Here is a 15,202-nt window from a genome sequence, read left to right on the forward strand (position 1 = left end):
AAGGTCGGTCCGCGGTGTCTCAAGATTTACGCTTTAAATTCCGAGCCCTGACCAAAGCCAAACGCAGCGAAGCCTCCAGTGCACTGTGTACGTTGTCGAACGTCATTGCAGCGGCGTTATGGATACTTGCCTTGCTATATTCCCGCCAAGCCAACTCGTCGTTATAAAGCCACGCAGCAAGTTCACCCAATTCAAGTGGAGAACGGACACGGACTCCCGTGGGTCCGACATATTCGCTCAAAGAATGCGGCATATGGCGATATACCAGCGGCGTTCCGTACGATTGTGCCTCGCAACCCACCATCTCAAATGTAAGGTGCACATTGAGATTAATAAACAATCTCCTGGCTGCGAGGAAGTCTCCGAAGTCATCGGTCATGTGCGGAACCGTTTGCAGGTGTTTATGAGCCGACGCGCCGCTGTATTGTTTGAAGGCATAAAGATTGACCTGAGGTAGCCGTCGGCTCACCGCGTCAATCCAAGGTCTTACATCGCCGCCAATGATTGCTGAATTCGCCAGTTTTGTACTGTCACCAAAGCATATGCCCTCCCGATCATGGAAGTCAGGAATGAAGGCGGCTTTTGTGGGTTCAATCGTCTTAGGCACAAAGACGATGAGATCTTTCACTGCTACAAGTTCGGGATCGTCAATCACACTTTCAGCGAATACCGCCGCCATCACTGGCGGCAGGTCACTTCTGCCGTTATACTCCCGCAGTTTCTGTGCGATCCATTTAGAACGATTGCCTTCGTACAAGTAGGATAGATTGACGAGAACCGGGATGCCCGCATTTCGGTAGACGGCCATCTTATCTTCAACTGTCGCGAAGTCCGGCCGATTTGGATCGCCCGGGTAAAACCAGACTAAATCAAGCGAGGGGTCAACCTCCTTGAGTTCAGACTGCGTGTCGAGAACTGTCACGTGATGTCCTCGCGCACGCAAGCTCTTCGCGATAAGGTTGCAAGACTTAAAAATACCGCCCTTGGCGTAGTTTTCAAAGCGTCCGACTAGACCAATCCGCAATGGACGCCATTCAAAGGTTCGCCAGCCGGTAATGCCACCGATGAGTGCGCTCTGCCTTGCACCAGTGTTTTTGTTTGACGCCAGTCGAGCTCTGGAGTGTGATTGTATCGAACTTTCTTGAGTTCCCTCTATTTCAATCAACTCGCCCTTGTCATGCTGAACAACAATAAAGGGCACCCGCTGCTGCTGGCCGAGAATTGCGAAAAACACATCAGCCATATTGGGTTCTGGGAAATCGCTCAACCGAACCTTCATTGTTGAGGTATGGAAAGCCGCGCATCCAGTGCCGAGGATATGAACCGGCGTATCCCAGGGCCTGTGGTGTTGGAAACCAAACACCCGACGCGAGGTGCTCGTGTAGTAGTTGGCGAAATTTCCCTTTATGAGCGACCCGTGCCATCCAACTGCGGCAGCGTAACCATAGTCCTTTAGTTTATCGACGAGGCGCTCTACATAATATGCGGGATATACGATGTCGTCGTCACAGCTGAAGTAAAAACCATCAAACTGCTCGATCCAGAAAAACTTTCCTGCGTCTCCAAGCTCGCCGTGCTCTTGGCTTCTAGCAACAATTATTTTTGGGTGTTGCAAAAATTCCGGGATATCGTCCCAGTCGTTCAGATAAACGCCAATGGAGTCGACCTGTGGCAGTAGAGAAGCTATTGTTTGCCGCAACGCGTCTCGTCGACCAGGGATCGCGGCTATCCCGGCGAACGTGTTGTTTGAGTAAGTCGCAGCCGAATCTACAGCTGCTACTGGATAGACGGGCGACGCAATTTTTGGGCCTCGCGCCACCAAGTCCCTCTTTGGCGGCACATCTCTTTTAACTTTGTCAAAGAATTGCTTTTCTGAAAAAGGCCGTTTAATCGTGGTGAAGGAAGAAAGTAACCCCAGAAACTTGGATCGAAGTTTCCACGTGTTAGTACGATACATCAAGGTTATTTTCTTCTCAAACGCCTCTTTCTGATGCCTCAGGACTGAGTTTTCATATTGGAGGCGGAGGATGTTTTCGCGATAGCCAGTTAGAACATCCTCGATCTGAAGCTTGAGATCTTGCATCTCCCGACTGACGTCATGCTTTCCTAGTGTCTGAACTTGCCCCTTTAAGGCCACGATTTCAGTTTCGCATTTTTCGCTTGATGCCTGAAGCTTTGCTGCAGCGGCGTCAAGGATATGGAAGCCAGCCTTAACATCGGCGCCGCTTTCAAGGATTCTCTCGTTTAATGATGCAATGCCAGCCTTAACGTCTTCGGCAGACTCAGTGATACTCGCCTGTAGTGACGTAATGCCAGCTTCAGCGGTGGCGCCTGTGACCGCAATCTGCGCCAGATTTGCGCTCGACTGTTCGTTAGCTTTTTTGAGCTTGACAACGTTATCTACGAGTACTCGAAGTTCCCGGTTAACATTTGAGGTCCGGTGTATGAGCGAGAGATGTCGCTGACGCTCGTCAGCTATATGCGCAAAAAGAAAGGTAGGGGTAGACGCAAATCGATCAATGACGACGTATTCAAACGCCGACAGCAGCTGCTCGAGCTGTGCCAACGATTCAAGGCGAGCGGCTTCGGCATAAATTAGAGGGCGGTTGCGGCGAATCGCTTCTTCAGCACCGCGGATGACCTCAAGCTCCATCCCTTCCGTATCTATTTTTATTAGATCTACGTTCTGATCACCGATAACATCATCGAGCCTAACCACGTGCACTGGGCCGTCTGCGTGATCCGCCCGGCGGATCATCGTTTGCCCGATATTTCTAGCCGATATAGGACTGAAGTTGCCTGATGCCGTGACCGCGCCTAGTGCTTCTTGTCTTACTTCAACGCGGTCCTCGATCTCGTTGAGTCGAACATTCGCAAGCAGAATTTCTCGGGCTTGCGGCAGCGGCTCAAATGCAATTACGCGTGCACGGCACACTTTTCCAAAAAAGACCGTGTGGTTGCCGATATTTGCTCCTACGTCGACTACGAGAGCCCCGGGTCGGATGCGCGGGAATACATCGCTAAGCAAATCACTTTCATAGAAGTTGTGGGTAGAAGCGATAACTTTCTGAATGTGATCTTCGTGTTGCCCAGGCAATACGAAGCTTACGTCAATGCCATACGATGTGAACGAAACGTCGCCCTTCATGCAGATGCCTCCAATTTCCTCCTCCCTAGCAGGAGAGTGTAATCGAAGGCAAGACAGTGCTCACCATCCAGAGCAAACGCCTCTTACCAGATTCTTGGAACTGCTATCCAGTGCAGAGTACCTCCGTCCAAACGCCGATTAGGCGCTCAGTCACGCCCGGTCTCGGATATTGTAAAAGCCCATCAAGCAAATGCTCCAAAAAAAGAGCAATCCAAGCGTCACAAGAAAAGCGTTCAGCAGTCTCGTCGGATACTGCGCCATCTGCGAAAGCGTAGGTTCGATGAAGAGCGCGAGGTAACGCTGACGATTGTTCGCGTCGACACGAGCCTTCTCAAGTGAGCCCAACGCCGCCGTATAGGCACGTTCGGCGAATTCGCGCTCGGTCTCCAATTCTTCGAATTCAGCGATTCGGCCGGCGACGTCCGGGGCGTTCGGATCGTCTGCAGCCGACGTTCCCTTTTCGCCCGCTCCCAGCCGCTGGCGCTCGACGGCGAGTTGCTGTTCCAGGCTTTCGATGCGGGTCTTGAGCACGCGGATGCGCGGTGTATCCTCGCTCATCTGGCTTTTCGCCGTGGCGAGATCGGCGTTGAGCTTCGTCAGTTCTCCTTCCAAGCTGCCGATCAGCTGAACCGCGAGTTTTGCGCCTTCTTCGGGGCTGATTTCCTGCGATTTGTCGCGGTAATCACGCAACCCCGCGCGCGCCTTGGAAAGCCGCGCTTCGCCGGCAAGCACCTCGTCCTGCGCGGCGCGCAAAACGTCGTTGCGCGCAGAAAGCGAAAGGCTGTTCACGAGATTGTCGCTCTGGTCGACGATGAACTGCGCGATCTCCTGTGCCTGTTTCGGTTCGAAGGCCTTGACGTTCACCTGCATGATGCCCGAGGCGTGGTCGAAATTGACGTTCACCATATCGCGCCAATAGGCAAGCTTGTCCTCGATCGGCAGATCGGAGCCGATACCGTAGAAATAATCGAGACCGCGGGTGGCGTAGACGTCCTCAAGCTTGAACCGCCGGTCCGCGTCTGCGGCCATCCGCTCGCTCAGGATATAATCCATGAGAATGTAGCTGTCCGAGACGGTGCTGCCGCCGGAAGCCTGTGTGAACATGCCGAGGATGTCGCTCGAAACGCCGCCTTCGATGCTGCGCACGGCGAAGGATGCCGTGCTGTGATACTGGTCGGCAGCGATAAAGGCCATGTAGAGCGAGGCGAGTGTCGCAGGCACGGCCACAAGTCCCAGAAAGGATGCGCCGATGATGGCGTGGCGCAAGCGCAGCTTCATGAACCATGTCGGCTGCCAGCCGGCTTTCTTAGGCGGTTCCACCTTGCGTCCCGGCAGCGGGATGACCGGTGCGCTCTCCCTCCCGAGTAGCTCCTCAAGGACAGCGATGCCTTTGCTTATGGCTGCCGCCCTGGCGGGGCTCTGCTTGTCGGCGACCTGCGCGGGGTCAGGCTTATTCATTGCCGCGTCCTTGCTTGTCGCCATTAGCTTTCCTTCATGTTCTTGTCGTGCGCGCGGATCGCCGCTTCGACATCCTCATAATAGATCATCTTGCCTTTTTCCAGCACCACGCCGCAATCGCAATAGTCGCGGATCGTACCGGTGCTGTGGGAGACCATAATAATGTCGGAATCCTGCAGCTTGGTCTCGAAGGCAGCCTGACATTTTTTCTTAAAATTTGAGTCACCGACCGCGGTGATTTCGTCGACGAGATAGTAGTCGAAGTTGACGCCCATGCTCAAGCCGAACGCGAGGCGTGCCTTCATGCCGGACGAGTAGGTTCCGACCGGCGCCCTGAAAAAGGGGCCGAGCTCGGCGAAATCCTCCACATAGCCGATCAGTTGCTCTGTATCGACGCCGTAGATTCGGGCTACGAAGCGCACATTCTGCTCGGCGGTCATTGAGTTCTGAAAGCTGCCGGCAAAGCCGAGCGGCCAGGAGATCTTGCCGCGGCGGATGATTCGGCCCTTGTCGAGCTTGATGGCGCCGGCGATCAGGCGCAGTAGCGTCGATTTTCCGGCGCCGTTGCGGCCGAGAAGGCCGACGCTCTTGCCGCGGTTCAGCGTCAGTGATGCGTCCTCGATGATCGGTTTCTTGATGCCCTTGGTGCGGGCATATTTCGTCGCCTGCTCGAACCGGATCATTCGTTTCTCAGCGTTCTTCTGGAAAGGGTGAAAACCAGCATTCCGGCAAACAATGTCAGAAATGCGATTCCGTAGAGATACACCATGTCGAGGCCGACCGCCCGATACTCCGGATAGAAACCCTGGCGGAAACTCATAATGATGTGAACGAGCGGATTGACGAGCACGAGATCGCGATAGGGTGCGGGGATCGAGTCGGGCAGGAAGAAGACGCCGGAGATCAGGAAGAGGGGCCGGTTGACGATGCTAAAGACCTGCTCGTAAAGCGGGTATTTGAGGAACAGTACGCAATTCACCATGGCCACGCCGAGCCCGAAGAGGCAGGCGAGCCCGACCGCTTCGAGGATCGGGGGCCAGTGGATGTTCGTGTCCACCCGCATGGTAGCGACGATCGTGCCGAGCACGATGAAGGCGACCAGCGACGTCGTGCCCATCTGCAGGACGAAACGGGCGACGATGGTGTCGATGGGCGCGACATTCGGATAGCTGAGCAGCGCCTTGTTGGCCTTCACTGCGGCGTTCAGATAGCCTGTCATCGCCTGGTAAAACTGGAAGGCGATATAGCCGGTGGCGAAGAAGAGCGCGAAGCTGGTGCCGAGCGCCGGCGCGCGGGCGATCGCCTGGAAGATTACCGTCATCAGCAGGATGTGGGCTGCCGGATCGAGCAGCGCCCAGACATAGCCGCCGGGTTTGGAGCCGAAGCGCGTCGCCATTTCGCGAACCAGAAGGGCGCAGACGACGCGAAAGTGGGTGGCGAGATAGCCCATGTCAGTCACCCGAACGGACAAAGTATGCGGGGGATGATTCCCGTACTTTCGGTCGGAGGGGCCGCCGAAGAAGCGGATCGGGTCGGCCTTGAAGGTTCCGAAAGCGCGGTCAGTGCCCATCCGGGCACCACCGAGATAACTAAGCCGGATGCATGCTGCGCGGGCCGAGAAGCCAACCGGCGGCGACATAACCGCGGCTCATGGCGCTGTCTTCTGGTTCTGGGGACCATTGCTTCAGATGAGGTTTGCGCTCCTGTCTCGTAGCCGAAGTAGCGTGGATGAAACAGATCGGCGCCCAGAGAACCACCTCGATGGTCAAGTGCCACCGCCGGTATGGGTTCGGCTAACGCCGCCTCGGCATACGAAAAATTTGGTGGCTCTTCGCCAAGAGGGTTTGTACTCCAGACGCGCGCAACCTCGCGCTGGACCGGGGCCGTCGGAATAAGATGAAGTCGCCTGTCCTTGTTCGGAACGGTCGAACAGAACGCTGCTTGAGGCATGACAGTTTCAGCGCATCTTTCCTGCACGTCAAGGTCCTGGTCCGGAGGTGCTACGAATTTAAACATCGATACGCCAGCTTCTATGCCGCAAACATAGGCGATTGTCACCTTGTAGAGTCCGCCCCAGGAGCAGGCTGCGATCGCGCTTGCGGCGATGGCGGCGTAGCTAAAGGGACGGCGCACAACCTCCAGTCGCCGGTCCTTTGTCATGCGGTCGCAGAGCTATCGGAGGCGCTGGGTCGAAGGTCTGGGCGTCCTTCGTTTGCCTCAGGCCTTCCAGAGACTGGCAGCGAGGCATCGAAAAGGACGAACTGCTGGCGGGCCAGGTCGGGACCTGCTTCTCGGAGATGCTGGAGAGGTCCATGCCGGTGCGGCCTCCGTTTCCGCGTGGCTGGCCTCGCTGCGGAACTGGTCGGGATCGTATCCCTCTTGCTGGCACAGCACTCGCGCAACCAGCTCTGTACGATCTTGATCCACTGTAGGCCCCATCGTTTGTGAATGCGTCCTTGTCGCTGTATAGCATCCACAGAATACACGATAGGGGTGGAAATGGCAGTCTCTGACCTGATACACGAGCTTCAAAGCACAAAGAAACCAAGCCGCGAAACGGACGCCAAGATCGCGCTGCTCTTCGGTTGGCAACGACAAGTCGCGACTTCAGAAGGCGCGACGAAATCGCGAAAGGTGTCTTGGATACATCCGGTGAGCGGGGAGAATCGTCTGCCTGCGTTCACTTTCTCCGTCGATGCCGCGCTGGAGCTTCTTGATCTGGTCGCGAGGAAATCGCACGGGGGCGTAAGCTGGGTGGTGAACGAGGCTGGCGTGACCTGCACGGTCAAGGTGGATGAAGGGCCGTACTACCATGCGGCAACGCCGGCCCTTTCCATCTGTGTTGCTGCCCTGAATTTGAAAGCAGCTGATTTGGGTGACTTCTAGCGGCAGATGTAGATGTTGTCGCCGAGCAGGAATTCTCGGCACATATCGTCGCCCCACTTCACCTTCGGAAACTGTGTTTCGACTTCAAATCCGGCATCTTCCAACCGTTTGATAAAGTCGTTGCGCGAATAGATCCGGACGTGCGTCTCCTGACCATAATGCTCAAGGCGCAACTCAGGGGTATTTATCGAGGGGTCCTCATATGTTTCAGGGCGATGCTCCGACGGGACCATAATATAGGCAATGCCGCCTCGCTTGAGCACGCGCCGGAGCTCGCGCATGCCTTTTCGATCGTTGGGGACGTGTTCCAAAACATGGCTGCAGATAATGCGGTCAAACTTGCCGTCGTCGAATGGGATGTCGGTGATGTCGACCTGGTACGTTGCACGCTCCTTAGCGAGATCGCAGTCGTAATAATCTATGCTGGGATTCTGTCCGAACACCGTCTTGAAGAATGGCTCGGGAGCGAAATGAAGGAGGGAGGAGCCAGCCTTGAAGAAATCCGGATCGTTGTCCAGCGTGATCCAGATGTGGCGATGGCGCTCGAATGAATGGCATATGTGGCATTCTGCCTTTCGGCCTCGGCCGAAGACCGGCCGCCACTCCTTGAAGGATGATCCACAGCAGGGGCAGTGCACTTTCGGATCCGCCATCTCGGTGTTCTTGGCGATAAACCGCCTATAGTCGAGCGTGTACCTCGACGCGATGTGAAGCGGTAGATTTGCATGCGCCATATAGAATCCCTCATCCTGTCGTCACCGCGATGGCGCTCAGGAGTAACGGCTACGCCACTGAGGTTCAAGTCTTGCGGTTTGCTTCTGTGTGTGCTCAGAAGTCCCCGCGAACGACGTGAGCATGATCGCATGAGCATTGTCAGCCTGAGGCGGCCCGAACCGCTTCAAGCGGGGGAAGGCTCAGTTGAATGACGCGGACCCGGTGGAGGCGGCGAACACCGCGATAGCGTTGTGCCTCGCGTCGCTGAAGGATGCAGCGGCTCGGTCGTAGCGGCTATACAGACCCCAGAGACGGCCGGTAGTTGCCCTCATGCGCTTCAAGCGCCATTCTTGCCCGGTCCATATATCGCCACCATCTGGGCCGTTGGACCGGGACCCCATCTTCGATTACGGCATAGGTTCCGTCGGGGTCTTCTTTGTTCTGGGCGCATAGTGCCCGCGCCATTTTCTCGATACGCCATCCGTCCATGATGATTGTATTTCGCTGTTGATGAAATTTAGGGTCGTATAGAAGTTGTTCCCTATAAAGACTGTTCATCGCAGTTGAAACTCCCTTTTGGTGAATTTTTCGTGAAGGGTGTCGGGCGCAACGTTACGTGGAACATCGAACGATGTCATCGGTAATGGCGCGGCTCCTCTGAGCAGATTCCGACCATAGGCCCTGCCATTGAGCGGGTTTTTTGTTGCCCATAGGGCAGACAATTCCTCCCAAACAGTAAGGTGACATATGGCTCGGGAAACTCTTCCCGTCGCCCTCGAACTCGTGTTCGGGGGCGGCTATTCGAATTTCAGGACGGATCGGGGCGGCCCCAGGAAATACGGCGTTACGCATAGGACGCTTGCGGCCCATCGCGGCGCCAAGGCGGTGACGGCCGACCAGGTGAAGGGGATGAGCCGCAAAGAAGCGGTTGACATCTAGCAGCGTTCGTTCTGACCGCAGTGCGGCGGCGATCTTCTGCCGCCTGGGCTGGATTATGCCGTTATCGATTTCGCGGTGAACTTCGGTCCGGCGCGTGCGGTGAAGTCGCTGCAGAAGGTCGCCGTCGTCCGCGAGGACGGGCCACATCGGCGAGCAGACGCTTGCGTCTGTTGAAGCATTCCGGCGGGATCGCACGCTCATCCGAGACCATTGCGATGACCGCATGCGCGAAATGGAGGTTTGAATTCAATCTCAACACATTCGTGATCCTATTCGGCTTTGCCGGCGGCCTCATAGCGTGTGGCGCGACTTGGGAGAGGTGAACGCCAACCAGGATTCGCAGGCTCAATCCATCGATCGCCTCGACAAGCGACTGACGGCTGCCGAAGTCTCCCTTCGGCAGATCGACAATCACAAGCACCGAATATCGGCTGTCGAAAAGCAGGCGGCCGAGGCGGCCACCTCGATGCGGGCGGTCGAGAGCACGCTCAATAATCTCAGTGCCGACATGCGGCATGCGGCTGGTGCGAGAGATTTTGCAGTAGTGGCTGGAGGATACCGGACGCCAGGGAGAGCCGACCAGGCAGCGCGACTGAGGCGGTTTTAAAGCAAATACAGCGCCCCGAGTATGAGGCGCTGTATTTGTACGATCCCCGCGAGCACAGTTTGCCTGTGTCACTTTCATAGACAATGCGCTGATCGGATGTCTCTGCAACACCCGCCGTATTCGCGACGAACTGCGCCGAGGTCAGCGCTCCAACACCCTGTATGGCATCGAAGATTGTATTCTCAAGTCGCACGGTGTCGTCTGTGATGTTGAAATCCAGGATCGTGTCGACATTTGTTGCTGCATTAAGCGCCGTGCTGAAGAGGAACGTGTCGAGACCGGTGGAGCCCCCCAAGGAGTCGTTACCGAGGCCGCCGTCGATCAGATCATTTCATTGCCACCGGCGCCGAGGGGTATCACGAGTGTAAGCAAGACGGCGACCGGCATCTATCTCGTCAATATCGATGAGTTTGCCCTGGCCGCAAGCTCTCTTCAGCCCGTTGCCGTAAGTCGAGGGGAGTCGACACCCTTGGTTCAAGCTGATGCGGCGACGGCCAATACCATCACCGTGCTTACAAAAATGCTACGGGAATGCTGACAGACGGCGGCTTTATTCCGCAGGTGCACGGATATTAGATGTGCTTGCGGCGGGACATAAACGGGTCCCGCCGCAGGCCTTCGCCGTTCTTGTCAAGCCACTTGAGGAAGTCGACAGGAGACCCAAAGGGTGAGGAGCGTAAAGCCTGTAGCGGTAGTTCCCACCATCTCGAATCCAGCAGCCGACCGCATACCTCTTCTGAAAACCTAACCTGTCTTGCTATCGGCCTTGCGGGAACGCCTCCCACGATGGAATATGGAGCAACGTCCTTCGTTACAATAGCTCCCGCGGCGATGACGGCGCCAGTCCCGACCGTGACGCCTGTGAGGATTATAGCTTGATCCCCTATCCAGACGTCGTGGCCGATGACGACAGACTTCCTTCGCTCCGGGTCGGCATATTTCACTATATTCGCTGGCGGGGCGAGAACTGGCGAGGTTGATAGGGCGTCTATGTCGTGCGTGCCCGTTCCGATCGTCACGCCGCGGCCGATGGAGCAATATCGTCCGATCTCTACCGCCTTCCTTATGAAGCCGCTATTTATGTAGGAGAATCGCCCGATTGTATTCCAAGGCCCTATCTCCGCATCGCCGATCGTGACTCTGCCCCCTTCGCAGATGAAGGGCTCCATCGGTATTTTGCCGCCCTTAATGATCACCCCGGCCGCCGCAAGTATCGCCTGCCTATCTTGGCTTGTACCGGCGGACGGCTGGATTGCGGCAACGTTAAGTGTCATTGGGTTTCCTGTCGTGTCTCTGCATGGTAATGCGTGTTCTATCGCGACTGGGGATAAACTCAATGGATTTGCCGGAATTAATAGAAGAATTGTCACACCTCGTCGCCCCATCTAGGAGGGTAGACGCCAAGCTTGCTCTAGTGGCTGGATGGCAACGCAAGGCCACGCGGACAAAGGGTGACGTGAACGTCATCTGGTTGTTTCCCGGTGAAGAAGTTAACCGACTGCCGGAATTCACAAATTCTCTTGATGCCGCACTGGAGCTGGTGGGGATTCTGGCGCCAGGCCACGTCGGTGGCTTCTCATGGGGGGGCGGAGGCAAGGCGCAGTTGAACGATGGCGAGATCGCCGAGGGGGTTAATCCCGCGGTGGCGCTTTGCCTCGCAGCTCTCAAAGCAAGGCGCAGAACGCTTAGTTGCTGAAGATCCTATTCGGCTTTGCCGGCGGCCTCATAGCGTGTGGCGCGACTTGGGAGAGGGTGAACGCCAACCAGGAGTCGCAGGCTCAATCCATCGATCGCCTCGACAAGCGACTGACGGCTGCCGAAGTCTCCCTTCGGCAGATCGACAATCACAAGCACCGAATATCGGCTGTCGAAAAGCAGGCGGCCGAGGCGGCCACCTGATGCGGGCGGTCGAGAGCACGCTCAATAATCTCAGTGCCGACATGCGGCATGCGGCTGGTGCGAGAGATTTTGCAGTAGTGGCTGGAGGATACCGGACGCCAGCGAGAGCCGACCAGGCAGCGCGACTGAGGCGGTTTTAAAGCAAATACAGCGCCCCGAGTATGAGGCGCTGTGTTTGTACGATCCCCGCCCTCCAGGCGACTAGACAACGAAGAAATCGGATGCGGTGATGTTGAGATTTGTGCCGAGGGTTGCAAAATGTACCGATCCCGCAGCACCGTTGCCATCGCTGTCGTAGTACAGTTTGCCTGTGTCACTTTCATAGACAATGCGCTGATCGGATGTCTCTGCAACACCCGCCGTATTCGCGACGAACTGCGCCGTGGTCAGCGCTCCAACACCCTGTATGGCATCGAAGATCGCATTCTCAAGTCGCACGGTGTCGTCTGTGATGTTGAAATCCAGGATCGTGTCGACATTTGTTGCTGCATTAAGCGCCGTGCTGAAGAGGAACGTGTCGAGACCGGTGGAGCCCCTCAAGGAGTCGTTGCCGTGGCCGCCGTCGATCAGATCATTGCCGCCGGCGCCGTTAAGGCCGTTATTTCCCGTATTTCCGGTCAATGTGTTGTTCAAGCTGTTTCCGGTGCCGCTAATGTTGCCACTGTTCAGTAGCGTGAGGTGCTCGAGGTTGCCAATGGCAGCCGCCGTGTTGCCCAGGTTGAACGATATAGAGGAGCGAACAGTATCGGTACCGGCGCCACTGTCGGCGGTCTCATTCACAATATCGCCGGCATTGTCGACGTAATAGGTGTCGTTTCCTGCACCTCCACGCATGTCGTCGGCGCCACCCGCGCCGTTTATGAAATCGTTACCTTTGAATGTGCGGATGAAGTTGGAAGATGAATTTCCTACGATCGTATCTTTAAGTTCAGTGGCGCGGACATTCTCAATGCCTGAAAGCGTGTCCTGGGATCCAAAGCTGTCAAATGACACTCCGTTGGCGAGATTGACGTTGACACCCTTGGTTGCCCCGAGTTGAAAGTCGCGGTCGTAGCGAATGGTGTCTATGCCTGCACCGCCTGTAATTGTGTCGCGTCCGCCGAAACCCATAAAGGTCTCGTCGACCGAGGATCCGATCATCCTGTCGGAAAACTGTGTACCCCGGAATTCTTCGAAATTCTGGAATGTTTCCGAGTTGCCGAACTGATCGATCACCGTCCCCGCTGTAGCGTCGAGATTTATGCCCCTCGTCGCAGTCGGAGCATCATAAGCATCCCGGAAATTAAGTGTGTCGATCCCGGCTCCGCCGTCGTAGGTATCGGTACCTCCGCCTCCCGTAACGATGTCATTGCCGCCACCGGCATTCAAAACATCGTTGCCGAGGTGGCCTTTTAGTTCATCATCACCGTTCGACCCGTTGAGGGTATCGTCTCCGCTCAACAACCAGCTCTCAAGTTCGGAACTGTCGAACCCGTCAGCAGCGTTTTGGAAAACTTCAAGCGAGACATTTAGGCCGCTTATCGTTTGCACCAACCCTACACCGTTGTTCAGAAGAACCTCGATCGATGTCACTGTCCCTGCGACAGCTTCACCGTTCGCATCGAAACTGAACCCCGTACCGACTAACTTTACTTTGAGACCGTTGTCCAGCCGATAGAGCACCTCCGTACTGGTAGTGGTCGAGCGGCTCGCCTTGTGCATGTCCACGAGTTCGCCGAAAGACGGGTTAATGCTGACGCCGCTCAGAGGTGGGTTGTACGAATTTGGGTAGAGTCCTGCTGGAAAATGATACGTAACTGCAGCCATGATTTCCTCCGAGGCCGGGAGTTTCCGGCCAAAAATGATTAGTAATATAAATGGCAATATTATTTCACGCAGCAATTAAAGGTTGTTGTTATAGCAGATGCCCATGATCTTGTCATATAGCCCATTCGGATGAACGCTCTTGTTGAGGCTCCTGCCTATTGAGGCGGCTGCGGACCTCACTATGCCACCGCCGTCGTCATCATCTGAATCATACCGGCACCGGCCGGTTATGCCGAGCGCCTTCTTCACCTATTGACCGGCTCAATAGCCGCTGCAGCACCTGATGCTGTATGATGCCGCTATTCGAAAGTGCGCCCATTCCTGCCCTCACACTGTGCCGCCGTCACAGGTGACCGGCCGCGGGTCGGCTAGACTGGGAGACAGAGAGTTCAAGCCGGAGCGCATCGCTTCCGCTCGTACTTTGTGCGCGTCGGGTGAGCGGGGATCACCCGAACGGATAAAGTATGCGGCCGATGATCCGGTACTTTCGATCGGAGAGGCTTCGAAAGAAGCGGATCGGGTCGGCCCTGAAGTCTTCGACATCGCGGTCACTGCCTATCCTGCGGATCACCGGTGTGACGAAAGCGGTCAGCAGATGGCGCCAGCCGAGAAGGCCGTAAGGGCCCCAGGCCCGCCATTGCGGCCGCGATGGGCCAAGGCCCTGCGGCTCGTCGAGCTGTCTTCCGATCGCGGTCACGGTCGCTTCGAATGAGGTTTGTGCTCCTGTCTCGGGATCGAAATAGCGAGGATAAAGCAGATAGGCGCCGGCGAAAAGTGCTTCGATGCTCAAGTGCCGCCCGCGGCGCGGGCTCGGCTGACGGTCGTCGGTCAGTCCCCAGCCGGCATAAAAGGGACAGCCAGCGATCGTGACCGGGATGCCGCGAATGAGCGCCTCGAAGCCCGCAAGCGAGGTGATCGTATAAACGTGGTCGACGGTGCGCAGCGCCTCGGCGAGCGGCAGGCTCTCGGTCACGAGCTCGCAAAGATGCGCCACTTCGGCGGGGTCCGACCTTGCCGGGCGAGCACGGGCGAGCACGTCCGGATGCGGCTTGTAGAGGATCTGGGCGTCCGCTTGCTCGGACGCCGCGAGCCGCACTAGGTCGTTGTTGGTCATGCGGCTGAGACAGCCGTAGCGGATCGAAGCATCGTCCTCTACTTGGCCGACGACCAGCACCCGCTTGCGCGTCTTGTCGCCGTAAACTTCCTCGGCGGTGCGTTGACGCGCACCATTATATTTGCTGATGCCGCTTTCGGTGAGAAGCGCGATGCCGGCTCGCGCACGCTCCATCAACGCCGCATCCGCTTCGAAGTCATAGGTGTTCAGCAGCACTTCGAGGTCGGAGGGACGCCGGCAGTCGAAATAGAGCGCCCTGCCATCGAGCGTCAGGGAGAGGGGAGGCGTGCGGCTGGCACTTGGCCGGACCGATCGAAGGAAACCGTCCTCTATGAAGGTGACGGGAATGTTCCGCTCTTTTGCCAGAGCCTCCACTGCGCGCGGCAGCTCCGGGCCCCAGGCGAAAATCTCGGCGTCCTTGCCGGCCAGGATCCGCGGCTTCCACACGCGCTCGAATTCGCGCTCGCCGATATTCATAGGGAGGAAGCGGAAGTGCCTGTCGGGGAAATACCGTTCGAAGGGTTCTCTCTTCCATCCGATGATCTGGACGGCAAAGGTCGTTACCGGCCCCGATGTGGGAGCGGAGGAAACACATGCGCAGTCTTGCCTTTGTCGTCGCGTTACCGCCATC

10 protein-coding genes and 3 pseudogenes are annotated in these 15,202 nt (G+C 56.7%); 5 read left to right on the plus strand and 8 right to left on the minus strand.

Annotated features, from left to right (window positions below):
* Positions 1–19 precede the first annotated feature (19 nt).
* From AC5J09_RS05025 to AC5J09_RS05040, 4 genes are all read right to left on the minus strand, one after another.
* Positions 20–3,148, minus strand: a complete 3,129-nt coding sequence (locus tag AC5J09_RS05025) for an FkbM family methyltransferase (RefSeq protein ID WP_494297110.1) — start codon at positions 3,146–3,148, stop codon at positions 20–22.
* A 150-nt stretch (positions 3,149–3,298) separates the two neighbouring features.
* Positions 3,299–4,630, minus strand: a complete 1,332-nt coding sequence (locus AC5J09_RS05030; RefSeq protein ID WP_494297111.1) for a KpsE/RkpR family capsule polysaccharide export protein — start codon at positions 4,628–4,630, stop codon at positions 3,299–3,301.
* On the minus strand, positions 4,630–5,289 hold the full coding sequence (locus tag AC5J09_RS05035) for an ABC transporter ATP-binding protein (RefSeq protein ID WP_494297112.1): 660 nt from the start codon (positions 5,287–5,289) through the stop codon (positions 4,630–4,632). Before AC5J09_RS05035 ends, AC5J09_RS05030 begins: the two co-directional genes overlap by 1 nt.
* Positions 5,286–6,056 carry an ABC transporter permease gene (locus AC5J09_RS05040; protein WP_494297655.1) on the minus strand — a complete coding sequence of 257 codons (771 nt, stop codon included), beginning with the start codon at positions 6,054–6,056 and terminating at the stop codon, positions 5,286–5,288. Before AC5J09_RS05040 ends, AC5J09_RS05035 begins: the two co-directional genes overlap by 4 nt.
* Before the next feature lie 1,049 nt (positions 6,057–7,105).
* On the opposite strand from AC5J09_RS05040, the gene AC5J09_RS05045 reads away from it, so the two are divergent.
* On the plus strand, positions 7,106–7,492 hold the full coding sequence (locus AC5J09_RS05045; RefSeq protein WP_437409374.1) for a hypothetical protein: 387 nt from the start codon (positions 7,106–7,108) through the stop codon (positions 7,490–7,492).
* Here the strand turns inward: AC5J09_RS05045 and AC5J09_RS05050 are convergent.
* Positions 7,489–8,226, minus strand: a complete 738-nt coding sequence (locus AC5J09_RS05050) for a class I SAM-dependent methyltransferase (RefSeq protein WP_494297113.1) — start codon at positions 8,224–8,226, stop codon at positions 7,489–7,491. The genes AC5J09_RS05045 and AC5J09_RS05050 overlap by 4 nt on opposite strands.
* Before the next feature lie 727 nt (positions 8,227–8,953).
* Between AC5J09_RS05050 and AC5J09_RS05055 the strand changes: the two genes are divergently transcribed.
* Both AC5J09_RS05055 and AC5J09_RS05060 read left to right on the plus strand, forming a co-directional pair.
* Positions 8,954–9,145, plus strand: a complete 192-nt coding sequence (locus AC5J09_RS05055; RefSeq protein ID WP_494297114.1) for a glycosyl hydrolase 108 family protein — start codon at positions 8,954–8,956, stop codon at positions 9,143–9,145.
* Between the two features lie 215 nt (positions 9,146–9,360).
* Positions 9,361–9,752: pseudogene (locus tag AC5J09_RS05060) on the plus strand (hypothetical protein).
* 757 nt (positions 9,753–10,509) lie between these two features.
* On the opposite strand, the pseudogene AC5J09_RS05065 reads toward AC5J09_RS05060, so the two are convergent.
* Positions 10,510–10,663, minus strand: a pseudogene (locus AC5J09_RS05065) (DapH/DapD/GlmU-related protein); the annotation flags it as partial.
* A 425-nt stretch (positions 10,664–11,088) separates the two neighbouring features.
* Between AC5J09_RS05065 and AC5J09_RS05070 the strand changes: the two are divergent.
* Together AC5J09_RS05070 and AC5J09_RS05075 are read left to right on the plus strand one after the other, a co-directional pair.
* Positions 11,089–11,448 carry a hypothetical protein gene (locus tag AC5J09_RS05070; protein ID WP_494297115.1) on the plus strand — a complete coding sequence of 120 codons (360 nt, stop codon included), beginning with the start codon at positions 11,089–11,091 and terminating at the stop codon, positions 11,446–11,448.
* Positions 11,442–11,791, plus strand: a pseudogene (locus AC5J09_RS05075) (hypothetical protein). Before AC5J09_RS05070 ends, AC5J09_RS05075 begins: the two are co-directional and overlap by 7 nt.
* Positions 11,792–11,852: 61 nt before the next feature.
* Here the strand turns inward: AC5J09_RS05075 and AC5J09_RS05080 are convergent.
* Both AC5J09_RS05080 and AC5J09_RS05085 read right to left on the minus strand, forming a co-directional pair.
* Positions 11,853–13,457, minus strand: a complete 1,605-nt coding sequence (locus AC5J09_RS05080) for a calcium-binding protein (protein ID WP_494297116.1) — start codon at positions 13,455–13,457, stop codon at positions 11,853–11,855.
* Between the two features lie 445 nt (positions 13,458–13,902).
* Complete coding sequence (locus AC5J09_RS05085) at positions 13,903–15,201, minus strand: capsular polysaccharide export protein, LipB/KpsS family (RefSeq protein WP_494297117.1); 1,299 nt, start codon at positions 15,199–15,201, stop codon at positions 13,903–13,905.
* Between the last annotated feature and the right edge of the window lies 1 nt (position 15,202).

This window comes from Sinorhizobium sp. (assembly GCF_059070375.1).